Raw genomic sequence first — 19,501 nt, 5'->3', positions numbered from 1 at the left:
TGCCGGACGGCGCGTGAGGGTTGCAAACGCGCCGGCGTTGGTATCTTTTTCGCCCTTCCCAATCACGGAAGCCGCCATGTCCTTTCAAAAACTCGATGACCTCGGCCACAAGCTCGAAGCCCTGGAGCACGCGCTGGCCATCCTCGGCGCCGATGAAGCGACCCACATGGCCGTCGGTGGCGGCGAGAAGCGCGCCGAGGCCATGGCGGCACTTGCCGGCATGTACCACACCAGGGCGACCGCGCCGGAAATAGCGGACTGGATCGCCGCCGCCGAAGGCGAGGCGCTTGACGATGAACAGCGGGCGGCGCTGGCCGAACTGCGGCGGCAATACACCAACCTGACCTGCCTGCCGGTCGAATTCGTCGAACGCCAGACGACCGCCCGCATGCGCTGCGAGCAGCTGTGGCGCGACCTGCGGGCCAAGAACGACTGGGCGGGCTTCCTGCCGGCGCTTGAAGGCGTGGTGGCGCTGGTGCGCGAAGAGGCGGCCCTGCGCGCCGACATCCTCGGCCTCGCCCCCTACGACGCGCTGATGGAGCAATACGACCCCGGCAACCGCACCGCCGACATCACCCCGGTGTTCGCCGACTTGAAGGCTTTCCTCAAGGGGTTCGTGCCGGAAGCGCTGGCGGCGCAGGAAGCGCGGCTGCGCAAGCATCCGCTGAAGCCGCTTGCGGGCAGCTACGCGATCGACAGGCAGCGTGAACTCGGCCTTGCCATGATGGCGGCGGTCGGCTTCGACCTGACGCACGGCTCGCTGTCGGTGTCGCACCATCCGTTCTGTGGCGGTGTGCCGAGCGACGTGCGCATCACCACCCGCTACAAGACTTCCGATTTCTTGTCGGCGCTGATGGGCGTGCTGCACGAGACCGGCCACGCACTCTACGAGCAGAACCTGCCGAAGGCCTGGTCGCACTGGCCGCTCGGCAAGGCGCGCGGCATGGCCGTGCATGAAAGCCAGAGTCTGTTCGTTGAAAAGCAGATCGGGCGCAATCCCGCCTTCTGGCGTTGGGCATTGCCGGTCGTGGAAAAGCATCTCGGCGAAATCTGGTCGCTCGACGACATCCTGCCGCATGTCCACCATGTCGAGCGCGGCCTGATCCGTGTCGATGCCGACGAGGTGACGTATCCGCTGCATGTCATCCTGCGCTATGAACTGGAGCAGGAGCTCGTCTCCGGCAGGCTCGAGGTGGCCGAACTGCCCGAGGCCTGGGACGCCAGGATGCGCGACTATCTCGGCCTCTCAACCATCGACAACCCCGCGGACGGGCCGATGCAGGACGTGCATTGGCCTGCTGCCGCCTTTGGCTACTTTCCCTCCTACACGCTGGGCGCGATAATGGCGGCGCAGCAATGGGCGGCGCTGACGCGGGAGCATCCGTCGGCCGATGACGATCTTGCCATGGGGAATTTCGGTGCCATCAACGATTGGCGCCGCAAGAACATATGGTCGCACGGATCGCGCTGGTCGACGCCCGACCTGCTCGAACGCGCCACCGGTGAAAAGCTCAATGCCGTCTATTTCACCGACCACCTGCGCAAACGGTATGGAGCCGCGTGAGCACGCCCAGCGTCGCCGCTACTCAGCCGCGCCCCTGAAGGCGCTGGCGCCGGTCTCGAACTGCAGCTTGGCCAGCCGGGCATAGATGCCGCCCTTGGTCACCAGGCTCTGATGCGTGCCTTCCTCGACGATGCGGCCGCCATCCATCACCAGGATGCGGTCGGCCTTCAGCACCGTCGCCAGGCGGTGCGCGATGACGATCGTGGTGCGGCCCCGCATCAGCCGCTCCAGCGCCATTTGCACCAGCGTCTCGCTTTCGGCGTCGAGTGCCGAGGTCGCCTCGTCGAGCAACAGAATCGGCGCGTCGCGCAGGATGGCGCGGGCGATCGCCACCCGCTGGCGTTGCCCGCCCGACAGCGTCACGCCGCGCTCGCCGACCTGGCTGTCATAGCCCTTCTCGAGCTTGAGGATGAATTCGTCGGCCAGCGCGTCCTTTGCCGCCGCTTCGATCTCTGACTCGCTGGCGCCCGGCCGGCCGAAGCCGATATTGTCGCGCGCGCTGGCCGCGAAGATGGTGACGTCCTGCGGCACGATGGCGATGCGCTGCCGTATCGAAAGGGGGTCGGCTTCGCGGATGTCGACGCCGTCGATCAGGATCCTGCCGGTCTCCGGATCGTAGAAGCGCAGGATCAGCGAGAACACCGTGCTCTTGCCCGCTCCCGAGGGACCGACGATCGCCACCGTCTCGCCAGGCTTGACCGAGAAGCTCAGGCCGTGGACGGCGGCGCGGTCGGGCCGGGCCGGGTAGGAAAAGGACACGGCCTCGAAGCTGATCGCTCCCTTGCTCGCCACCGGCAGCGGCCTGGGATTGGCAGGCGCCACGATCGCCGGCTCCTCGGCGAGGATTTCGGTCAGCCGTTCGGCGGCACCTGCTGCCTGGGCCAATTCGCCCCAGACCTCCGATAGCGCGCCGAGCGCACCGGCGGCGAATACCGAATAGAGCAGGAACTGGCCTAGCGTGCCCGGCGACAGATTGCCGTCGAGCACGTCGCGCGAGCCGAACCACAGCACCGCCACGACCGAGGAGAAAATCGTGAAGATGGCGAAGAAGGTGAGGAACGAGCGCGCGAAGATCGAGGCGCGCGCGGCCTCGAAGGCGGCCTCGACGGCACCCGAAAAACGCCCGGTGACCAGCGTCTCATTGGTGAAGGCCTGCAATGTGCGCACCGCGCCGATCTGCTCGCTGGCATAGGCGGTGGCATCGGCCAGCGTGTCCTGCGCCTGCCTTGACTTGCGCCGCACCGAGCGGCCGAAGGCGACCAGCGGCAGCACGATGATTGGAATGGCTGCGATGACCAGGCCGGACAGTTTCGGGCTGGTGAAAACCATCATCGCGACCGCGCCGAGGCCAAGGATGACATTGCGCAGCGCCACCGAAGCGGTCGCCCCGACCGCCGATTTGACCTGCGTGGTATCGGCGGCGAGCCGCGACACGATCTCGCCCGACTGGGCAGTGTCGAAGAAGGCCGGCGACAGTTTCGTCACATGGGCAAAGACATCGCGCCTGATATCGGCGACGACGCGCTCGCCGAGCGTGATGACGAAATAGTAGCGGCCCGCCGATGCCGCCGCCAGCAGCGCGGCCATCGCCACCAGCGCGGCGAAATATTCGGCGATGAAGGAGGAACCGGACGGCGTGAAACCATGATCGATCATGCGCCGTACCGCCAGCGGCAGCGCCAGCGTCGTCACCGCCGCGACGATCAGCGAGATGACGGCGCCCGCCACCAATGTGCGGTAGCGGCCGATGTAGGGAAACAGGCGCCTGAGCGGCTTGAGCGAGCGCCGGCGCTCGTCTGCGCTGCTGGTTTGCGCCATCCTGGTCTTTCCTCTTGGCCGCCTTCAGCTATGCGCCTCAATATGCGCTTGCCGCGGCCTTGTGATTCAATTCCGGCTGATGTATAGGCTCGCCGACCGTTTTAGAAGCCGTGGCTCCTCAATAGCTGCGGCTTCGAGTTTTAAAAAGGGGCGCATCGACGCAGGCTTTCAGCCCGTCAGCCGCGCCCGGCAAACCAGGAACCGAGCCATGAAGACCGATATCCATCCCGACTACCACACCATCAAGGTCGTCATGACCGACGGCACCGAGTACATGACCCGTTCGACCTGGGGCAAGGAAGGCGATACGATGAACCTCGACATCGACCCGACCACGCACCCGGCCTGGACCGGCGGCCAGCAGACCCTGCTCGACCGCGGCGGCCGCCTGTCGAAGTTCAAGAAGCGCTTCGAAGGTTTCGGCCTCTAGGCCTCATCAGCTTTTCGCAGACCAGAGAACCCGCCCCCGTGGCGGGTTTTTTGTTGGCCAATGCACGTCCCTTCACGCTGGCGCTTGCCCCCACCTCCGCCTTGTCGGTCCCGTGTGGGAGGTCGGACCGAAGGTCGGGGTGGGGGTCGGCGCTGCCCCACCCCGCTGCTTCGCAGCGACCCTCCCCACGAGGGGGCGGGTGAGAGCATCCTATTCCGCAAGCAATTCCCTGAGCGCCATGCGCTTGTAGGCGGCGACCAGCCTGTCGCCCTCCTTCCGCTCGACCGAGATCGCCAGCCGCATGGCGGCCTCGCCCATCTGCCAAACGAGAAACGCCGTCGTCTCCAGCGCGACGGCATCGGCATCGGGCCGCAGGCGTTTGAGCGTCGCAGTGAGAAATTCGGCGTTCGCACGGCTGTCGGCGAGTTCCAGTTCGCGCAGCGCTTTGTCGGCCTGCGTGCCCGACCAGATATCGCGCATCACCGGCTCCGCCAGGAACAGGTGGTAATAAATGTCCACCAATTCCGAGAACGCCCGCCGAAGGCCCTCGGCGTCGCCGACGTCCTTGAGCGTGGCTGAAATGCAGGCCTGGCTTTCGGCGGTGTAGCGCTCGGCCAGCGCCCAGACGATCGCCCGCTTGTCGGGGAAGAACTGGTAGAGCGAGCCGATCGACACCCCAGCCCGCTCCGCCACCTCGCCCATGCGCATGGCATCGCTGCCTTGCTCCGCAATCAGCGCCGAGGCGGCGGCGAGCATGCGCTCGACCCGTTCACGGCTGCGCTGCTGGCTCGGCGCGCGGCGTGGCGTGGCGACCTGTTCCGGTGGGGACGTGGCGGTTTTTTCCATGGCTCTTCAACAGACGCCGGGCGGCAATGCCACCCAGAAATGACTTGACTCGCAAAATACGAGGGTTTATCACGTTTTGCAAATATGAGGATTTCTCATGTTTTGAAAGAAGCAGACGGGATAATTGATTTGAAGGCGTCGAACAGGTGGCCGGCCATCCCGCAAAACTTTTCTGCCCATTGCGGCTGAAACCGCCGCAACCGGCATCTGGAGCAACTGACATGATCGCGAAACTACTTCCCAGCCTCATCTTCATCGCCGCTATCGGCTCGGGCGTTGTTGGCGGCGTGTTCTTCGCTTTTTCCAACTTCGTCATGCCGGCAATGGCTCGCCTGCCTCCGTCGGGCGGCATCGCCGCCATGAACTCGATCAACATCACCGTCATCACGCCGATGTTCATGACCGCCTTGTTCGGCACCGGCCTGATCTGCCTTGTCTTGATCGCCGGCGCCATCATCGGCTGGCAGCAGCCAGGCTCCTTCTGGCTGCTGGCCGGCGCAGTCATCTATCTCGTCGGCAACCCGATCGTGACGATGGTTTTCAACGTGCCGCTCAACGACGCGCTGGCCGCCGTCGATCCGGCGAGCAGCAACGGCGCTGCTGTATGGACCACCTATCTCAGGGACTGGGTGATGTGGAACCACGTGCGCGCCATCACCGCCATCGCCGCGCTGGCATCCTTCTGGTTCGCCGCGCGTTGACGTGTCTCGGTCCGCCGCGTTCGGCATCGCGGCGACCGAGGCGTGTTTATCGGGAGAAGCGCCGTGAACGACCCGTATTCCACCATGGCCTTGGGCATTGCCGCGGGGATCGGCCTCGGCGCTGTCTGTGGCGCAGCGATGGATGACCCTGCCGTCGGCATCGGCATGGGCATAGCAATCGGCGCGGGGATCGGCGCGATTTTCGGGCAGAGGCGAGGAAAATGACGTCCGGCTTCTGCGGAAGTCTCAGCTCTTCGCCTTGCGGTCGGAATGACCGAGATCGCGGTCCGGGTCGATGACGTCGCGCACCAGTTGCTTGAGTTTTGCCGCATCCGGAAAGCCGCCGTCGCGCTTGCGGTCCCAGACCAGCACCTCGTTGCACGATATGGTGAAGACGCCGCCGGTGCCGGGCACCAGCGTCACCTCGCCCAGATCGGTGCCGAATGTCGATAGCAGTTCCTGCGCCATCCAGCCGGCACGCAGCAGCCACTGGCACTGCGTGCAATAGGTGATGCGGATGGTGGGCAGCGGTTTTTCGATCATGTCAGGCTTTGCTCACGCAGCGCTGAGCTTGGCCATGGTCTCCTCGTCGACCTCGAAATTGGCGTAGACGCTTTGAACGTCATCGTCGTCCTCGAGCGTGGCGACCAGCTTCATCAGCGACTGGGCGCGTTCTTCATCGACCGGAATATTGTTCTGCGGTTTCCAGATCGGCTTCACCGATTCCGCCTCGCCGAGAGAGGCTTCGAGTGCCTTCGACACCTCGCCGAGGTTTTCGAAGGCGCAATAGATGGTGTGGCCTTCCTCATCCGACTCCACGTCATCGGCGCCGGCTTCGATTGCCGCGTCCATGACCTTGTCGGCGCTGCCGGCCGATGCTGGATAATAGATCTCGCCGACCCGATCCCACATGAACGACACCGAGCCGGTTTCGCCCATCGCCCCACCGGCCTTGGTGAAGGCGGCGCGCACATTCGAAGCCGAGCGGTTGCGATTGTCGGTCAGCGCCTCGACGATTACGGCGACGCCGCCGGGACCGTAGCCCTCGTAACGCACGGCTTCGTAATTTTCGGCGTCGCCCATCGACGCCTTGTTGATGGCGCGCTGGATGTTGTCCTTCGGCATCGACACCGCCTTGGCGTTCTGCACGGCAAGGCGCAGGCGCGGATTCATCGACGGATCGGGGGTCCCGCTCTTGGCCGCGACGGTGATTTCGCGCGCCAGCTTGGAAAACATTTTCGACCGCACCGCGTCCTGACGGCCCTTGCGGTGCATGATGTTCTTGAACTGTGAATGGCCAGCCATGGCACCCCTGTCGTGTTCGGCTAGAGCATCGCGCGGCGAGATGCATGACCCGCCTTCCGCAATGCTCGAATTCAAAATGTCAGAACGTCCCTGCTGCGTCCGAATGGACGTATGGCGCTCTTTGTCGGAATGGCCGGCTTATAGATAAATCGGCTCAATTCGTCCAGCCGCGCCGCGCTTTGCCACGCACGGCAAAAGCCGTGACGGCTGTTCACCCCTCCAGATCCGACTTCAGCCGGTCGATGATACTAAGCGCATGGCCGGCGTACTGGCTGATCCAGCGGTCGTGTATCTGCTTGATCGGCAGCGCATTGAGATTGTTCCAGCGCTCGCGCCCCTCGCGCCGCGCCACGATGAGATCGGCCTCTTCCAGCACTTTGAGATGCAGCATGACGGTGCAGCGGTCGATGTCGGAAAACGCCTCGCACAGCATGCCGGTCGTCTTTGGCGCGTCCTTCAGCAGATCCAGCATCTCGCGCCGGCGCGGATGCGCCAGCGCCTTGAAAACATTGTCGTCTTGCGATCGGCTTGACATGTTATTTTTTTATAACATAAGCTCCTATCAATCAAGGAAGGAACTGTGGATATGTCTCTTGGTTTCAGGGTTTCAGGACGCATCGGCAAACCGGTCGCCGACGTCTTCGACGCGGTCGTCAATCCGAAGAAGCTCAGCTCCTATTTCACCACCATCGGCGGTGCCAGCGCGCCCTTGGTGCCGGGCGCCAATGTCGTGTGGTGGGGCAAGGTGCCGGTCGAAGTAGACGAAATCGTCAGGGACAGCCGCATCGTGCTGCGCTGGGATGCCACCGACGAAGAGGGAAAGCCGGCCTACAAGACCCGCATCGAGATGAATTTCGAGCCGCTCGACGACGGCGGCACCTTCGTCACCATCGCCGAGGCCGGCTGGCACGAGGACGCGGTCGGCCTGAAGAAGTCCTATCTCAATTGCGAGGGCTGGTCGCAGATGCTGGCCTGCATGAAGGCCTATGTCGAACACGGCATCAATTTGCGCGAAGGCTACTACCGCAGCGAGATGAAGGGCGAGCCTGCCAACGAGACCAACATTTGAGCGAAGGGAGGCCTGCCGTGAAAGTAACTCCGTTCCTGATGTTCGAAGGCAAGGCCGAGGAGGCCATGGCCTTCTATTGCGAAACCATCCCGGAGAGCCGTGTCCTCGACCTCACGCGCTACGGTGCAGGCGAGGACGGACTCGAAGGGGCAGTCAAGCTGGCCCGCGCATCCATCGGCGGCACGGAGGTCATGATCTTCAACAGCCCTGTGCACCACGCCTTCACCTTCACGCCGTCGGTCTCGCTCTTCGTCGACTGTTCCACCGAAGAAGAGCTGGAACGCATCGTCGAGGCCCTGTCCAAAAACGGCACGTTTCTGATGCCGACCGGCAATTACGGCTTCAGCCGCCGTTTCGCCTGGCTGAACGACAGGTTCGGCGTTTCCTGGCAGATCAATCTGCCGTAGCAGGACCGGGCCAGGCCGAGATCCTGGCTGGGACTGTTCACCGGGGATTTCCCGGGCGCCGCCGATCATCTCGCCAAGGCCGGCGTCGAGCGATGCGACGTCATCGAGCCGCTGGGAGAGGGCTTCCGTGGTTTCTGGATCACCAGCCCCGCCAACATCGTTCACATGGTGCGGGAGCCCGACGCCTGGTGAAGGCGTGTTCGGCAGGGGAGAACGCTATGGAAATCCGCGAGACACCGACGGCCGAAGCCGCCATGCTGATCCGGCGGCCGGTCTCCGACGTTTTCGAGGCCATCGTCGACCCGGAGATCACCACGAAATTCTGGTTCACCCATTCCAGCGGCAGGCTGGACGGCGGCAAGCCGGTTCAATGGGAGTGGCGCATGTATGGCGTCTCGACGACGGTGGTCGCCAGCGAGATCGTCGTCAACGAAAAGATCGTCATGCAATGGAGCGATCCGCCGACCACGGTGATCTGGACCTTCACCGAAATGCCAGGTGACGCGACCTTCCTGGAGGTCCACAATTTCGGCTTTGCCGGCAATGGCGACGAACAGGCGAAACAGGCGGTCGATTCAACCGGCGGCTTCACGCTCGTTCTGGCCGGCGCCAAGGCCTGGCTCGAACAAGGCCTGACACTAGGCCTGATCGGCGACCGTCACTCGAAGGGCGCACCGGGGAGTTGAACCGGCTCAGGTTTTACGCTTTTCCTGCTCGATCACGTGATGGCGGAGCACACGATTGATTTCGGTCTGGTAACCACCACCCCCGACATGCTCCTTGAACCACGATAGCACGTCAGTATCGAGTCTGATTGTCACTGGCTGCTTGAGTGGTCTGTAAAGATGTCCACGACGAGCATGAATCCAATTCTCCGCCGGAACTTCTGGGATGTCGGAAGTATTAATTTCGCTGTCAGGCAAACCAGCCAGCTTGGCGAGCTGGTTGCGCTGATCCTGACTAAGGTCCTTCTTGCTCATAGCGCCTCCTTTCATGCGCTGTCGCTTTCCGGGCACCAACAATCCTAACTCGTCCTTCATCTTCGCGATCAGGATATGTGTGGACAACCAGCATGACCACTACGGCATCGATCGTCCCGATAGCGTGCCAACGCTGCTCACCATCTTCAAACCGGTCGGGCACGATGAGATAAAGCGGATCATCGAACACCTTCTGCGCGAGATCGAATCCGATGCCGAGCTTGGCAAGTTTGCGCCTGGCTCTTTCAGCATCCCATTCGAACCGCAAAGCAGCACCATCGATTACGATATTGTACGTACAATTTCGTAAAAGTCAGCCTGAACTCGGCATTGGCCATGTCGTCAGGCTCAATGCCCGCCGCCGGACTTCGCCTTCTTGCGGTTCCGCGCCAGCATGTTGAGGCCTTCGACGAGCGCCGAAAAACCCATAGCCGCGTAGATATAACCCTTGGGCACATGGTAGCCCATGCCGTCGGCGATCAGCGTCATGCCGATCATCAACAGGAAGCCCAGCGCCAGCATGACGATGCTCGGGTTCCTGGCTATGAAGTTCGCCAACGGCGTAGCCGCCAGCATCATCACCGTAACCGCCACGATGACGGCGATGTACATGATGGCGATCTCGTCGGTCATGCCGACGGCGGTAATGATGGAATCGATGGAGAAGACAAGGTCGAGAAGCAGTATCTGGAAGATGGCGCCGGCAAGGCTCATCTGCACGGTCTCGCCCAGCATCGTGTCCTGGTGGTCGTCGGGGTCGACCGTGTGATGGATCTCCTTGGTCGCCTTCCACACCAGGAACAGGCCACCGGCGATCAGGATCAGGTCGCGCCAGGAAAAGCCGTGGCCAAGGGCGGTGAAGACCGGCGCCGTCAGTTGGACGATGATCGAGATGGTGGCGAGCAGCACCAGCCGCATGACGAGCGCCGCCGAGATGCCGAGCCGGCGGGCGCGGGCTCGCTGTGCTTCCGGCAGCTTGTTGGTCAGGATCGAGATAAAGATCAGGTTGTCGATGCCGAGCACGATCTCGAGCACCACCAGGGTCAACAGCGCGACCCAGGCGGTGGGATCGAACACGAAGGCGAAGTGCGGCGCCAGGAACTCGATAAGCTGCATGGAGGTCGTCCCCTCTACGATCTAGAGCAGTGTCGCCGGCAGTTAGGTATTGAGAGCCCCTATATCAATGTCACGTCCAGAAGGACGGCGCCGTTTCCTCGAGCCGCGGCCCGCGGCGAAACGGCGCGATCTTCTCGGTCAGCCCCGTGCGGTCGGAAATATCAACGCCGACGCCGCACAAGGTCGCGGGTCCGGTCGCCGCCTCGAAACGCCCCTTCGGCACTTTCGACAGGAACCGGTTGAGCGGCTCCTCCTTGTCCATGCCGAGCGACGAATCATAATCGCCGCACATGCCCGCGTCGGAAATGTAGCCGGTGCCGCCATTGAGGATATGGTGATCGGCGGTCGGCTGGTGGGTGTGAGTGCCGACCACGAGGCTGGCGCGACCGTCGACGAAATGCGCGAAGCACATTTTTTCGGAGGTCGCCTCGGCGTGGAAGTCGATGACCACGGCATCCGCCTGCTCGCCGAGCGGACAGGCGGCAAGCTCGCGCTCGCCAGCCTGGAAGGGATCGTCGAGCTCGGGATGCATGAACACCCGGCCCATGATGTTGGCGACCAGCACGCGCGCGCCGCTCCTGGCGATGTAGACGCCCGAGCCGCGCCCGGGCGTGCCCTTGGGAAAATTGGAGGGGCGCAGGAAGCGCTCTTCGCGCGGCGCGAAGGCGAGCGCATCGCGCTGGTCCCAGACATGGTTGCCGGTGGTGACGACATCGGCGCCGGCCGCGATGGTCTCGCGAAAAATCTCCTCGGTGATGCCGAAGCCGCCGGCCGCGTTTTCGCCGTTGACGATGACGAAATCGAGCTTGAAGTCCGAGATCAGGCCCGGCAATTGCTCCCACACCGCCGTGCGGCCTGTCTTGCCGACCATGTCGCCGAGGAAGAGAAGCCTCATCACGCTTGACCCCGAAAAGTGGCATGACTTTCGGCAAAGATCATGCGTTCCAAAGAACTATCTACAATTCTGGCTCGAACCGGCGCAACCCGCTCTCGGTGAGTATTTCCGGGATGATGACGTCATGGTCCTCATTGGGAACCATCGTCACTTCCTGGCAGTCGAAAGCAATGCCGATCAGCCGGGGCGCATGCCCCTTGTCGACAAGCTTGGCGATCGCACGGTCATAATAGCCCGCGCCGTAACCGATGCGGTGGCCGCGCGCGTCGAAGCCGGCGAGCGGCACCAGCATGACGGAGGGGTCAAGAACTTCGGCTTCCTCATGCGGCCCGACGGTGCCAAATCCCATATCGATCATCGGCGCGCCGCGTACCAATTCGCGAAAGACGATGGTCGTCTTGTCGAGGATCGCCGGAAGGCAGAGCCGTGCGCCCTTTTCGCGCAAGGCGAACATCAGCGGCCGGACATCGACTTCCGAGCGCATTGGCCAGAAGCCGGACACGATTTGGCCTGGCTCGATGGCAAGCTGGTCGCGCGCGGTTTCGGCCATGTCGAGCGCGACTTCCACCCGCCAGAATTCATCGAGCGCGTCGCGGCGGCCAAGTGCTTCCTTGCGCAGCTGTTTTTTCAGGTCTTTTGAGGATGTCATGCGCAGACGCTAGAAAAAGCCAGACCTGAATGGACGTTTTGGGAGCGACGCTTTCCATCGCATGATCCACGAAATACGTGGATGTGGCGAATAAGTGACGATCCACACAACCGGTGGAGAAGTCGATCCCGGGTGCCTACAAGTAGGTGGGCGCCGTGTGAGAAAACCCACGGGTCTTCCCAGGGACAGCTCCCTAAGGATCGTTAAGGCCCCGGGGAAAAGTGTCTCCTGCCGGGAAGCGCAGACCGTCAGCCCCAATATAGGCCGATGCCCTCCCAAGCGCCAGAGACTTGGCGCCAGAGAGTTGGCGCTCTTTCCCTGCCGGCTTCACATTTCGCCGCCGCCAACCCACCCTTGCATGGGCCAAGCCGTCTCCTTACGGTCGTCCGTACTGAACCAAGGAGCAAAAATGCGTTTCGAAGGCACTGCGGCCTACGTCGCCGACAAGGATCTGATGGTGGCGGTCAACGCGGCGATCGCGCTGGAACGGCCCTTGCTGGTCAAAGGTGAGCCCGGCACCGGCAAGACGGAGCTTGCCAGGCAAGTGGCGGCGGCACTCGGGCTGGAACTCATCGAATGGCACGTCAAATCGACGACGCGGGCGCAGCAAGGCCTCTACGAGTACGATGCAGTGTCGCGGCTGCGCGACAGCCAACTTGGCGATACCAGGTTCAACGATATCAAGAACTACATCAAGCGCGGCAAATTGTGGGAAGCCTTCGCCGCCGGCAAGAAAGTCGTCCTCCTAATCGACGAGATCGACAAGGCCGATATCGAATTTCCCAACGACCTCTTGCAGGAACTCGACCGGATGGAGTTCTTCGTCTACGAGACCGGCGAGACGATCCGCGCCGCGGTGAGGCCGATCGTCATCATCACCTCCAACAACGAGAAGGAGCTGCCGGACGCCTTCCTGCGTCGCTGCTTCTTCCACTACATCCGCTTTCCCGACGTCGAGACGCTGCACAGGATAGTCGATGTGCACTATCCCGGCATCAAGCAGAATCTGGTGCGGGCGGCGCTCACTCAGTTCTACGAAATCCGCGACGTGCCGGGGCTGAAGAAGAAGCCGTCGACCTCCGAGGCGCTTGACTGGATAAGGCTGCTGGTCGCCGACGACATCGCGCCCGAGGATCTGCGCGCCGACCCGAAGAACGCGCTGCCCAAGCTGCATGGCGCACTGCTGAAGAACGAGCAGGACGTGCATCTGTTCGAACGGCTGGCCTTCATGGCGAGACGGCAAGGGTGACGAGCGGCTCGGCGTCCTGAGGCCGAGCCGCAAGGCATTGCTAGGAGCGCACCTCGCCAGCACCCTGCGCAGGACGCCCGCTTCGCTGCTGCGGCGCGACATGTTTTGGACCGAAGATAGCAAAGCTGATGACGGCAAGAGCCAGAACGCCGATCCCGCTATAGAGCATGACCCAGCCAAAACCGTTGACCAGGGCGGCATGAACGATGGCGCCCGTCGGGTCGAGGGTCGCAAGCTTGGGCGAGTATTGCGCCAGGCCGTCGAGATTGCCGGCTGCGATCTTCTCCGCCAGGGCGCGCAGTTCGTTCGGGTCGACAGCCGTGCCGAATGCGTTGCGCAGATAAGAAACGATCCCCTGCGTCAGCAGCAGTCCCAGCACCGCGATGTTGATGGCAAGCGTGATCAGCCGCGCACTGATATCGATGCCGGACGCCATGCCGGCACGATCGGGTGGCACCGAGCCGGTCGTGGTGTTGGTGGTCGGCGAATTGGTCAGGCCGATGCCGATGCCGGCGATCAGCGTGCCGGGCAGCATGGTCAGCCAGTTGCCCTCGAGCCCGGACCCTATCCACATGGCGATGAAACCGACCCCCAATGTCAACAAGCCGAGCGGGATCGCCACCCGCGCCTGATAGCGTGCCCGAAGGCGCTCGGCGATCGACGGCATCAGCATGAAGGGTAGCGTGTAGACGAGCAGCAACAGCCCGGTCGTGGTGCTGTCGTAACCGAGGACCCCCGAAAAATAGATCGGCAGATAGATGATGAACGGCCAGTAGCTGAAATTCATGCCGATGCCGCCCATGATCGCTCCCGAGAATTGGCGGATGCGGAAAACGGAGAAATCGAACATCGGATAGGGATTGATCTTCTCGGCTACGAGGAACGCGACGAAGGCCAGCACGGCCGCGCTTGCCACGCCGGTGCGCGCGCCAGCGCCCAGATCGGCCCCTTGCGTGATCAGATAGGAGAAGCCGAACACCGCGAACGACAGTGTCAGTATGCCGGCCCGGTCAAGCTTCTGCGCGTTGCGATCGCGCGATTCGGTGACACCGGCGCCGATGAAGGCCAGGGCAAGAACGGCAAGCGGCACATGGATGAGGAACACCCATTGCCAACTCGACAGCGTCACAATCAATCCGCCAATGGCGGGGCCGAAGCCAAGCCCGATGCCCGAGACGACGCTCCAGGCGACGAAGGCTTTGCCGCGTTCACTGCCGTCTTGAAACTGGTGAGACAACACCGCCACGCTGCAGGTAAACATCGCTCCGCCCGCCAGGCCTTGCAGAAAGCGCGCGATGATAAGGAGCGAAGCGCTCGTTGCGAGACCGCATAGCAGGGAGGCGAGGCCAAAGGCGACGGTGGTGCCCACCATCACGCGTTTGCGGCCGAGACGGTCGGCCAATGTCCCCGTCGCCATCAACACCGTGGTGCAGGCAATGGTGTAGGCATTCATGATCCATTGCAGATCCTTGAAATCAGCGCCAAGCACGGTTTCCAGTTTCGGCAGGATCACCGGGACGCTGGAGATTTCGAGGCCGAACAGCAGCGAGGCGAGGCAGACCCCCGCAAGAGCAACGGTGTTTCGGTCGATTGGAAACGTCATGTCGGTCACTTTCAGTCGGAGCATTCGGAAGTGGCTGCGAGCGTCGCTCTTCACACAGCGGTCGACATGACTTAAATGACCCCCCATCATGAAAAAAGACTATGCGTTTCTATTTCAGAAATGACAAAATGGAATGATTAGAGATGACCAGTCTTGACGTCGATGCCGTGCGGACCTTCGTCATGGTGGCCGACCTGCAGAGCTTCACGCGTGCGGCTGCCGCGCTGGGCAGCACCCAGGCGACGATCAGCGTTAAGCTGCGTCGGCTGGAAGAGAAGCTCGGCGCGCGTCTGATCGAACGAACGCCGCGCCGCGTGGCCCTCTCGGCAAGGGGAGCGGCTTTTCTCACGGCGGCGCGTGAATTCCTTGCCGCCCACGAACGAGCCGTTACGGAATTTTCCGACGCGCCGTGTCGGCTTGCTCTCGGCTTTGTCGATCACGTCGCCGGGCCTGAGCTGTCCATATTGATAGCCCAGTTGCATGCCCATGATCCGTCGCTCGCGCTCAACATCAGGATCGATACGAGCTCCATGCTGGAGGAGGCTTTCGATCGCGGTGAGCTCGATGCGGTGATTGTCCATCAGGAAGACGACAGCCGCCGCGGCGAAGCCTTGTCGCGCACTCAATATGGCTGGTTCGCCGCCCCGGCCTTCGAATGGCGGCCGGGAACGCCATTGCGCCTGGCGCTGCTAAGCACCGTATGCAATTGCCCTGACCGCGTGAGAGCTGTCGAGACGCTGGATAAGGCAGGCATTGCCTGGAACGAGGCTTTCGTGGGCGGCGGCGGCGCAGCCGTCAATATCGCGGTGTCGGCCGGCTTCGCCGTCGCTGCGCTCGCCTACCGTGTCGCGCCGCCCGGCCTGGTCGAGGTGGGCCGCAAACTCGGCCTGCCGCCAATTCCCCCTTCCGAGATCGTTTTGCATTCGCACAGCTTGGCGCCAAGGGCACGAGAGGCGCTGCACATGCTCGCGACCGCTTTTCGCGAGTATAATTCGCCGGCGGGATAGGCAAGGGTGTTCCTGATCCCGATTCTGTTGGTATGGATTGAGTTCCAGACCTCAGAGGGAACGAAATGGCCGAGATCACTATCCGCCCGCTCGCAGAATCCGACCACGCCGACTGGCGCAGGCTTTGGACCGCTTACCTTGCTTTCTACGAGACGAAACTGCCGCAAGAGGTCTACGAGGTCACCTGGAAGCGCCTGTTCACGCAAGGCGAGTTCGAACCTAAGGGCTTTATCGCCGTCCTCGACGGCAAGGCTGTCGGCCTCACCCATTACCTGTACCATCGCTCTTGCTGGTCCGAGAAAAACAACTGCTACTTGCAAGATCTGTTCGCCGACCCCGAAGTGCGCGGCAAGGGGATTGGCGCTGCGCTGATCGAAGCCGTGAAGCAGGAAGCCGGCAAGATCGGCGTCAGGAATGTCTACTGGATGACGCACGAAACCAACGCCACGGCGCGCAAGCTCTATGACCATGTCGCGCGCCGCACCGGCTTCATCGAATATGATCTTCTATAGGTAGAAAATGTTCATCCCCTTCTTCCTCGAACTGAAGGCAGCGCGCGTTCCCGTTTCACTCAGGGAATACCTGTTGCTGCTGGAGGGGTTGGAAGCCGGGCTGGTCGACTACGACGTCGAAGGTTTTTACTACCTCGCTCGCGCAGCGCTGGTGAAGGACGAACGCCATATCGACCGCTTCGACCAGGTGTTCGCGCATGTATTCAAGGGTGTGGAGGCGCTCAGCGGTCCGAATGCCGTCAACGTCGCTGATATCCCCGAGGAATGGCTGCGCCGGCTGGCCGAAAAGCACCTGACCGAGGAAGAGAAAAAGCTGGTCGCGGCGCTCGGTGGTTTCGAGAAGCTGATGGAGACGCTGAAGCAGCGGCTCGAGGAGCAGAAAGGCCGCCACCAAGGCGGCTCGAAATGGATCGGCACTGGCGGCACCTCGCCTTTCGGCGCCTATGGCTACAATCCCGAAGGCGTGCGCATCGGCCAGCATGAGAGCCGCAACCGCCGGGCCGTGAAGGTTTGGGACAGGCGCGAGTTCAGGAATTTCGACGACGCCGTCGAGCTCGGCACCCGCAACATCAAGATCGCGCTCAAGCGGCTGCGCCGCTGGGTGCGTGAAGGCGCCGAGGAGGAGTTCGACCTGCCCGGCACCATCCACGCCACCGCCGAGCACGGTTATCTCGACGTCAAGACGCGGCCAGAGCGGCGCAACGCGGTGAAGCTTTTGATGTTCTTCGATGTCGGCGGCTCGATGGACGACCACATTAGAAGCGTCGAGGAATTGTTCTCGGCCGCCCGCGCCGAATTCCGCCAGCTCGAATATTTTTATTTCCACAACTGCCTCTACGAGGGCGTGTGGAAGGACAATCGCCGCCGTCATGCCGAGACGATCCCGACCTTCGACCTCCTCCACAAATATGGACCTGACTACAAGGTGATCGTGGTCGGCGATGCCTCGATGAGCCCTTACGAGATCGCGCATCCCGGTGGCTCGGTCGAGCACTGGAACCCGGAGGCGGGCGCCGTCTGGCTCGGCCGTCTGCTGCGGCAGTGGCCGAACGCGGTATGGGTGAACCCCGAGAGCCAGAAGAACTGGGATTTCACCCATTCGATTGCTATGATCCGCGACATGTTCGGCGGCCGCATGTTTCCGCTGACGCTGGCCGGGCTGGAAGGCGCAACGAGGCAATTGTCGCGCAAGCACTAAGCCGGGACAATGACGGGAGGTTCCATGACCTGTTTCCTGTGCCTGCAATGCGGCGTCCAGTTCGCGCAGAGCGAAGCGCCGCCTCGGCATTGTCCTATCTGCGAGGACGAGCGGCAATATGTGCGCTGGGAAGGCCAGGCCTGGATCACACCGGAAGAGCTCGCCGCCGGGCATCGGCTCGTGATGAAGGATGATGCCGGCGTTCTCGCCTTCGGCATCGAGCCGCGCTTCGCCATCGGTCAGCGGGCGCTGCTGGCGCAGACGCGGCACGGCAACGTTCTGTGGGACTGTATCTCGCTTGTGACCGACGAGGCGGTGGCCGAGATCAAGCGCCGCGGCGGCCTTGCCGCGATCGCCATCTCGCACTGCCACTACTATTCGGTGATGGTCGAATGGAGCGAGGCGTTTGGCGGCGTGCCGATCTATCTCCATGACGACGACCGGCAGTGGATCATGCGGCCGCACCCGTCGATCGTCAGTTGGCAAGGCGAGACACTGGACCTGAACCCGGCGTTGACGCTCATCCGCTGCGGCGGCCACTTTGCTGGCGGCCAGGTGCTGCACTGGAAGCGCGAAGGCGGCAATGCTCTCTTGGCCGGCGATATCTTGCAGGTGACGCCGACCCGCCGCCACGTCAGCTTCATGTACAGCTATCCCAACTACATCCCGCTCAATGCGGCCGCCGTGCGCCGCATCGCGGCCGCGCTGGAGCCCTTCACATTCGATGACATCTACGGCGCGTGGTGGAACCAGAACGTTATCGGTGGCGCGAAAGAGGCGCTGGCGGCCTCCGTTGCGCGCTATCTCACGGCGATCACATGAGGATTGCAGAAGGCACGCTCGAAAATGCGGGCAAATCTCGTAACAAACGCCTATCTTGTTGCGAATAGACATTGCGATCAACAATGAGCCGTCAAGGCCGAGGAGTTTTCTGCATGGACACCCACACCTATCCCGTCACCCGCACCGACGCCGAATGGCGCGCCCGGCTGACGCCTGAGCAATATGCCGTCATGCGCAACCATGGCACCGAACGCCCGGGCAGCTGTGCGCTGCTTCACGAAAAGCGCGCCGGCACTTTCTTTTGCGTCGGCTGCGACCAGCCGCTGTTCGAATCCAAGCTGAAGTTCGAGAGCGGCACCGGCTGGCCGAGCTTCAACGACCCCGTTCCCGGTTCCATCGAGACCACGACCGACCGCAGCTACGGCATGGTCCGCACGGAATGCCATTGCGCTCGCTGCGGCAGCCATCTCGGCCACGTCTTCGAGGACGGCCCGCCGCCGACCGGGCTGCGCTACTGCATCAACGGCGTGGCGCTGAGATTCGAGCCGGCCTGAGCGAGGCCTCGCCAATGTTTTCTGCGAAGGGCGGCCTCGGCCGCCCTTTTTCGTGCAGCATTGTCAGACGACGACTGTTGCGATCAGCCAGAGCGCCGAACCCAGCATAGCAAGGGAGGCCTTGGCGCCACCGGTTCGCTCCGCCGTCCGCCAGACGGCCGAAGTCAGGAAGATGTTGTAGGGCACCGGCGCGAAATGCACCGCCAGCACAAGACCGAGCGGCATCTTCAACCCCAGCAGAATGAGCGCCGCCACGGACGATGCAACGTTGATCGCCGTGCCGACGAGCACCATATCGCGCCAGAACAGCCGGTCGAGCCGCACCTGGCCATCCCAACGCGAGCGGAAGAAATCCGCGAGCATCGGCGGTCTATCCCTGTCCCAGAACTTCGGTGACGGCGCACTCGAACCGCGAGCATTCGGTCACCAGCCAGTCGGTCATGGCCGGCCAATTGTCCTCGGCAAAGCAGTTGACCCGCCACTGTGAATTGATGCCGAGGTTTTGTGCGCTCTGCTCCGGCCTGAGCTTCAGCCGTTCCTCGATCGCCGGCTGAAACGGCTTGAGGCGCACCCAGACGTCGGTTGCGCCAAGCTTCTCGTTACGGCCGAAGAAGATGCCGACCACATTCTCGCTCGGCGCCACATACATGGACAGCACCAGCGCGAATTCCGGCAGCCCGCGCTGCCAGAACCAGGGCCCTCGCCTCGCCAGCCGGGTTCTTTCTTCCGGGTGACGCCCGGCAAACAGCGTCCAGAAGCCGCGTTGGCGGAACTCTGAGGCCCTTCGGCCACCGAAGTCGAACTCACTCATCGCC

At 62.7% G+C, this 19,501-nt stretch carries 26 protein-coding genes and 1 other RNA gene; 13 read left to right on the top strand and 14 right to left on the bottom strand.

Annotated features, from left to right (window positions below):
- Nucleotides 1-76 precede the first annotated feature (76 nt).
- The gene (locus tag FJ972_RS05670; RefSeq protein WP_140525040.1) at nucleotides 77-1,564 is read left to right on the top strand and encodes a carboxypeptidase M32; all 1,488 of its coding nucleotides are present in this window, start codon (nucleotides 77-79) and stop codon (nucleotides 1,562-1,564) included.
- Nucleotides 1,565-1,582: 18 nt separating this feature from the next.
- Here FJ972_RS05670 and FJ972_RS05665 read toward each other — a convergent pair whose 3' ends face one another.
- Entirely contained in the window at nucleotides 1,583-3,382 is a 1,800-nt protein-coding gene (locus tag FJ972_RS05665) for an ABC transporter transmembrane domain-containing protein (RefSeq protein WP_140493152.1), read from the bottom strand.
- 208 nt (nucleotides 3,383-3,590) lie between these two features.
- Between FJ972_RS05665 and rpmE the strand changes: the two genes are divergently transcribed.
- Nucleotides 3,591-3,812, top strand: a complete 222-nt coding sequence (rpmE, locus tag FJ972_RS05660; RefSeq protein ID WP_006327661.1) for a 50S ribosomal protein L31 — start codon at nucleotides 3,591-3,593, stop codon at nucleotides 3,810-3,812.
- 210 nt (nucleotides 3,813-4,022) lie between these two features.
- On the opposite strand, the gene FJ972_RS05655 is transcribed toward rpmE, so the two are convergent.
- Nucleotides 4,023-4,658, bottom strand: coding sequence for a TetR/AcrR family transcriptional regulator (locus FJ972_RS05655; RefSeq protein ID WP_140517544.1), 636 nt, complete (start codon nucleotides 4,656-4,658; stop codon nucleotides 4,023-4,025).
- 221 nt (nucleotides 4,659-4,879) lie between these two features.
- Between FJ972_RS05655 and FJ972_RS05650 the strand changes: the two genes are divergently transcribed.
- Both FJ972_RS05650 and FJ972_RS05645 read left to right on the top strand, forming a co-directional pair.
- Nucleotides 4,880-5,359 (top strand): DUF1772 domain-containing protein, encoded by a 480-nt coding sequence (locus FJ972_RS05650; RefSeq protein ID WP_181170859.1) that lies wholly within the window; start codon nucleotides 4,880-4,882, stop codon nucleotides 5,357-5,359.
- 63 nt (nucleotides 5,360-5,422) lie between these two features.
- On the top strand, nucleotides 5,423-5,584 hold the full coding sequence (locus FJ972_RS05645) for a hypothetical protein (RefSeq protein ID WP_181165385.1): 162 nt from the start codon (nucleotides 5,423-5,425) through the stop codon (nucleotides 5,582-5,584).
- Nucleotides 5,585-5,605: 21 nt separating this feature from the next.
- On the opposite strand, the gene FJ972_RS05640 is transcribed toward FJ972_RS05645, so the two are convergent.
- From FJ972_RS05640 to FJ972_RS05630, 3 genes are all read right to left on the bottom strand, one after another.
- Nucleotides 5,606-5,902 carry a SelT/SelW/SelH family protein gene (locus FJ972_RS05640; RefSeq protein ID WP_140493146.1) on the bottom strand — a complete coding sequence of 99 codons (297 nt, stop codon included), beginning with the start codon at nucleotides 5,900-5,902 and terminating at the stop codon, nucleotides 5,606-5,608.
- Between the two features lie 12 nt (nucleotides 5,903-5,914).
- Nucleotides 5,915-6,664, bottom strand: a complete 750-nt coding sequence (locus FJ972_RS05635; RefSeq protein ID WP_140525039.1) for a YebC/PmpR family DNA-binding transcriptional regulator — start codon at nucleotides 6,662-6,664, stop codon at nucleotides 5,915-5,917.
- A 211-nt stretch (nucleotides 6,665-6,875) separates the two neighbouring features.
- Nucleotides 6,876-7,199, bottom strand: coding sequence for an ArsR/SmtB family transcription factor (locus tag FJ972_RS05630; RefSeq protein ID WP_140525038.1), 324 nt, complete (start codon nucleotides 7,197-7,199; stop codon nucleotides 6,876-6,878).
- A gap of 51 nt (nucleotides 7,200-7,250) precedes the next feature.
- Here FJ972_RS05630 and FJ972_RS05625 point away from each other — a divergent pair, with 51 nt between their 5' ends.
- The 3 genes from FJ972_RS05625 to FJ972_RS05615 all read left to right on the top strand — a co-directional run bounded on the left by FJ972_RS05625 (nucleotide 7,251) and on the right by FJ972_RS05615 (nucleotide 8,826).
- Nucleotides 7,251-7,733, top strand: coding sequence for an SRPBCC domain-containing protein (locus FJ972_RS05625; RefSeq protein ID WP_140493137.1), 483 nt, complete (start codon nucleotides 7,251-7,253; stop codon nucleotides 7,731-7,733).
- Between the two features lie 38 nt (nucleotides 7,734-7,771).
- Nucleotides 7,772-8,140, top strand: coding sequence for a VOC family protein (locus FJ972_RS05620; protein WP_140525079.1), 369 nt, complete (start codon nucleotides 7,772-7,774; stop codon nucleotides 8,138-8,140).
- A 218-nt stretch (nucleotides 8,141-8,358) separates the two neighbouring features.
- Nucleotides 8,359-8,826, top strand: coding sequence for an SRPBCC family protein (locus FJ972_RS05615; RefSeq protein ID WP_140525037.1), 468 nt, complete (start codon nucleotides 8,359-8,361; stop codon nucleotides 8,824-8,826).
- A 6-nt stretch (nucleotides 8,827-8,832) separates the two neighbouring features.
- On the opposite strand, the gene FJ972_RS05610 is transcribed toward FJ972_RS05615, so the two are convergent.
- From FJ972_RS05610 to ssrS, 6 genes are all read right to left on the bottom strand, one after another.
- Nucleotides 8,833-9,120 (bottom strand): BrnA antitoxin family protein, encoded by a 288-nt coding sequence (locus FJ972_RS05610; RefSeq protein WP_140525036.1) that lies wholly within the window; start codon nucleotides 9,118-9,120, stop codon nucleotides 8,833-8,835.
- Complete coding sequence (locus tag FJ972_RS05605) at nucleotides 9,101-9,388, bottom strand: BrnT family toxin (protein WP_140525035.1); 288 nt, start codon at nucleotides 9,386-9,388, stop codon at nucleotides 9,101-9,103. Before FJ972_RS05605 ends, FJ972_RS05610 begins: the two co-directional genes overlap by 20 nt.
- Nucleotides 9,389-9,468: 80 nt before the next feature.
- Nucleotides 9,469-10,236 (bottom strand): TerC family protein, encoded by a 768-nt coding sequence (locus FJ972_RS05600; RefSeq protein ID WP_140525034.1) that lies wholly within the window; start codon nucleotides 10,234-10,236, stop codon nucleotides 9,469-9,471.
- A gap of 70 nt (nucleotides 10,237-10,306) precedes the next feature.
- Nucleotides 10,307-11,131: a YmdB family metallophosphoesterase gene (locus FJ972_RS05595; protein ID WP_140493122.1), complete on the bottom strand. Its 825-nt coding sequence runs from the start codon at nucleotides 11,129-11,131 to the stop codon at nucleotides 10,307-10,309.
- 61 nt (nucleotides 11,132-11,192) lie between these two features.
- The gene (locus FJ972_RS05590; protein WP_140525033.1) at nucleotides 11,193-11,780 is read right to left on the bottom strand and encodes a 5-formyltetrahydrofolate cyclo-ligase; all 588 of its coding nucleotides are present in this window, start codon (nucleotides 11,778-11,780) and stop codon (nucleotides 11,193-11,195) included.
- 95 nt (nucleotides 11,781-11,875) lie between these two features.
- Nucleotides 11,876-12,030: non-coding RNA, 6S RNA (gene ssrS / locus FJ972_RS05585), on the bottom strand.
- Nucleotides 12,031-12,189: 159 nt separating this feature from the next.
- On the opposite strand from ssrS, the gene FJ972_RS05580 reads away from it, so the two are divergent.
- Nucleotides 12,190-13,029 carry an AAA family ATPase gene (locus FJ972_RS05580; RefSeq protein WP_140493116.1) on the top strand — a complete coding sequence of 280 codons (840 nt, stop codon included), beginning with the start codon at nucleotides 12,190-12,192 and terminating at the stop codon, nucleotides 13,027-13,029.
- A 40-nt stretch (nucleotides 13,030-13,069) separates the two neighbouring features.
- On the opposite strand, the gene FJ972_RS05575 is transcribed toward FJ972_RS05580, so the two are convergent.
- On the bottom strand, nucleotides 13,070-14,632 hold the full coding sequence (locus FJ972_RS05575; RefSeq protein WP_224704225.1) for an MFS transporter: 1,563 nt from the start codon (nucleotides 14,630-14,632) through the stop codon (nucleotides 13,070-13,072).
- 143 nt (nucleotides 14,633-14,775) lie between these two features.
- On the opposite strand from FJ972_RS05575, the gene FJ972_RS05570 reads away from it, so the two are divergent.
- The 5 genes from FJ972_RS05570 (at nucleotide 14,776) to msrB (ending at nucleotide 18,686) form a co-directional block, all read left to right on the top strand.
- Nucleotides 14,776-15,639, top strand: coding sequence for a LysR family transcriptional regulator (locus FJ972_RS05570; protein WP_140525031.1), 864 nt, complete (start codon nucleotides 14,776-14,778; stop codon nucleotides 15,637-15,639).
- A 65-nt stretch (nucleotides 15,640-15,704) separates the two neighbouring features.
- The gene (locus tag FJ972_RS05565; RefSeq protein ID WP_140525030.1) at nucleotides 15,705-16,151 is read left to right on the top strand and encodes a GNAT family N-acetyltransferase; all 447 of its coding nucleotides are present in this window, start codon (nucleotides 15,705-15,707) and stop codon (nucleotides 16,149-16,151) included.
- Nucleotides 16,152-16,158: 7 nt separating this feature from the next.
- Entirely contained in the window at nucleotides 16,159-17,349 is a 1,191-nt protein-coding gene (locus FJ972_RS05560; RefSeq protein ID WP_140525029.1) for a vWA domain-containing protein, read from the top strand.
- A 24-nt stretch (nucleotides 17,350-17,373) separates the two neighbouring features.
- Nucleotides 17,374-18,171, top strand: a complete 798-nt coding sequence (locus FJ972_RS05555; RefSeq protein ID WP_140525028.1) for an MBL fold metallo-hydrolase — start codon at nucleotides 17,374-17,376, stop codon at nucleotides 18,169-18,171.
- Between the two features lie 113 nt (nucleotides 18,172-18,284).
- Complete coding sequence (gene msrB / locus FJ972_RS05550) at nucleotides 18,285-18,686, top strand: peptide-methionine (R)-S-oxide reductase MsrB (RefSeq protein ID WP_140525027.1); 402 nt, start codon at nucleotides 18,285-18,287, stop codon at nucleotides 18,684-18,686.
- Nucleotides 18,687-18,749: 63 nt separating this feature from the next.
- Here the strand turns inward: msrB and FJ972_RS05545 are convergent, their stop codons facing one another.
- Together FJ972_RS05545 and FJ972_RS05540 are read right to left on the bottom strand one after the other, a co-directional pair.
- On the bottom strand, nucleotides 18,750-19,049 hold the full coding sequence (locus FJ972_RS05545; protein WP_140525026.1) for a hypothetical protein: 300 nt from the start codon (nucleotides 19,047-19,049) through the stop codon (nucleotides 18,750-18,752).
- A gap of 7 nt (nucleotides 19,050-19,056) precedes the next feature.
- On the bottom strand, nucleotides 19,057-19,497 hold the full coding sequence (locus FJ972_RS05540) for a hypothetical protein (protein ID WP_140525025.1): 441 nt from the start codon (nucleotides 19,495-19,497) through the stop codon (nucleotides 19,057-19,059).
- Between the last annotated feature and the right edge of the window lie 4 nt (nucleotides 19,498-19,501).

It is taken from the genome of Mesorhizobium sp. B2-1-1 (genome assembly GCF_006442975.2).
In the GTDB taxonomy this organism is placed as follows: Bacteria; Pseudomonadota; Alphaproteobacteria; order Rhizobiales; family Rhizobiaceae; genus Mesorhizobium.
This window is presented reverse-complemented; position numbering and strand designations above follow the sequence as displayed.

Excerpts from the sequence above, each read along its gene's own strand:
- FJ972_RS05600 (WP_140525034.1), bottom strand. The coding sequence starts at position 10,236 with ATGCAGCTTATCGAGTTCCTGGCGCCGCACTTCGCCTTCGTGTTCGAT.
- FJ972_RS05575 (WP_224704225.1), bottom strand. The coding sequence starts at position 14,632 with ATGACGTTTCCAATCGACCGAAACACCGTTGCTCTTGCGGGGGTCTGC.
- FJ972_RS05570 (WP_140525031.1), top strand. The coding sequence starts at position 14,776 with ATGACCAGTCTTGACGTCGATGCCGTGCGGACCTTCGTCATGGTGGCC.
- FJ972_RS05610 (WP_140525036.1), bottom strand. The coding sequence starts at position 9,120 with ATGAGCAAGAAGGACCTTAGTCAGGATCAGCGCAACCAGCTCGCCAAG.
- FJ972_RS05635 (WP_140525039.1), bottom strand. The coding sequence starts at position 6,664 with ATGGCTGGCCATTCACAGTTCAAGAACATCATGCACCGCAAGGGCCGT.
- FJ972_RS05580 (WP_140493116.1), top strand. The coding sequence starts at position 12,190 with ATGCGTTTCGAAGGCACTGCGGCCTACGTCGCCGACAAGGATCTGATG.
- msrB (WP_140525027.1), top strand. The coding sequence starts at position 18,285 with ATGGACACCCACACCTATCCCGTCACCCGCACCGACGCCGAATGGCGC.
- FJ972_RS05625 (WP_140493137.1), top strand. The coding sequence starts at position 7,251 with ATGTCTCTTGGTTTCAGGGTTTCAGGACGCATCGGCAAACCGGTCGCC.
- FJ972_RS05595 (WP_140493122.1), bottom strand. The coding sequence starts at position 11,131 with ATGAGGCTTCTCTTCCTCGGCGACATGGTCGGCAAGACAGGCCGCACG.
- FJ972_RS05670 (WP_140525040.1), top strand. The coding sequence starts at position 77 with ATGTCCTTTCAAAAACTCGATGACCTCGGCCACAAGCTCGAAGCCCTG.
- FJ972_RS05565 (WP_140525030.1), top strand. The coding sequence starts at position 15,705 with ATGGCCGAGATCACTATCCGCCCGCTCGCAGAATCCGACCACGCCGAC.
- FJ972_RS05640 (WP_140493146.1), bottom strand. The coding sequence starts at position 5,902 with ATGATCGAAAAACCGCTGCCCACCATCCGCATCACCTATTGCACGCAG.
- FJ972_RS05545 (WP_140525026.1), bottom strand. The coding sequence starts at position 19,049 with ATGCTCGCGGATTTCTTCCGCTCGCGTTGGGATGGCCAGGTGCGGCTC.
- FJ972_RS05555 (WP_140525028.1), top strand. The coding sequence starts at position 17,374 with ATGACCTGTTTCCTGTGCCTGCAATGCGGCGTCCAGTTCGCGCAGAGC.
- FJ972_RS05650 (WP_181170859.1), top strand. The coding sequence starts at position 4,880 with ATGATCGCGAAACTACTTCCCAGCCTCATCTTCATCGCCGCTATCGGC.
- FJ972_RS05630 (WP_140525038.1), bottom strand. The coding sequence starts at position 7,199 with ATGTCAAGCCGATCGCAAGACGACAATGTTTTCAAGGCGCTGGCGCAT.
- FJ972_RS05540 (WP_140525025.1), bottom strand. The coding sequence starts at position 19,497 with ATGAGTGAGTTCGACTTCGGTGGCCGAAGGGCCTCAGAGTTCCGCCAA.
- FJ972_RS05615 (WP_140525037.1), top strand. The coding sequence starts at position 8,359 with ATGGAAATCCGCGAGACACCGACGGCCGAAGCCGCCATGCTGATCCGG.
- FJ972_RS05655 (WP_140517544.1), bottom strand. The coding sequence starts at position 4,658 with ATGGAAAAAACCGCCACGTCCCCACCGGAACAGGTCGCCACGCCACGC.
- FJ972_RS05665 (WP_140493152.1), bottom strand. The coding sequence starts at position 3,382 with ATGGCGCAAACCAGCAGCGCAGACGAGCGCCGGCGCTCGCTCAAGCCG.
- FJ972_RS05590 (WP_140525033.1), bottom strand. The coding sequence starts at position 11,780 with ATGACATCCTCAAAAGACCTGAAAAAACAGCTGCGCAAGGAAGCACTT.
- FJ972_RS05620 (WP_140525079.1), top strand. The coding sequence starts at position 7,772 with ATGTTCGAAGGCAAGGCCGAGGAGGCCATGGCCTTCTATTGCGAAACC.
- rpmE (WP_006327661.1), top strand. The coding sequence starts at position 3,591 with ATGAAGACCGATATCCATCCCGACTACCACACCATCAAGGTCGTCATG.
- FJ972_RS05560 (WP_140525029.1), top strand. The coding sequence starts at position 16,159 with ATGTTCATCCCCTTCTTCCTCGAACTGAAGGCAGCGCGCGTTCCCGTT.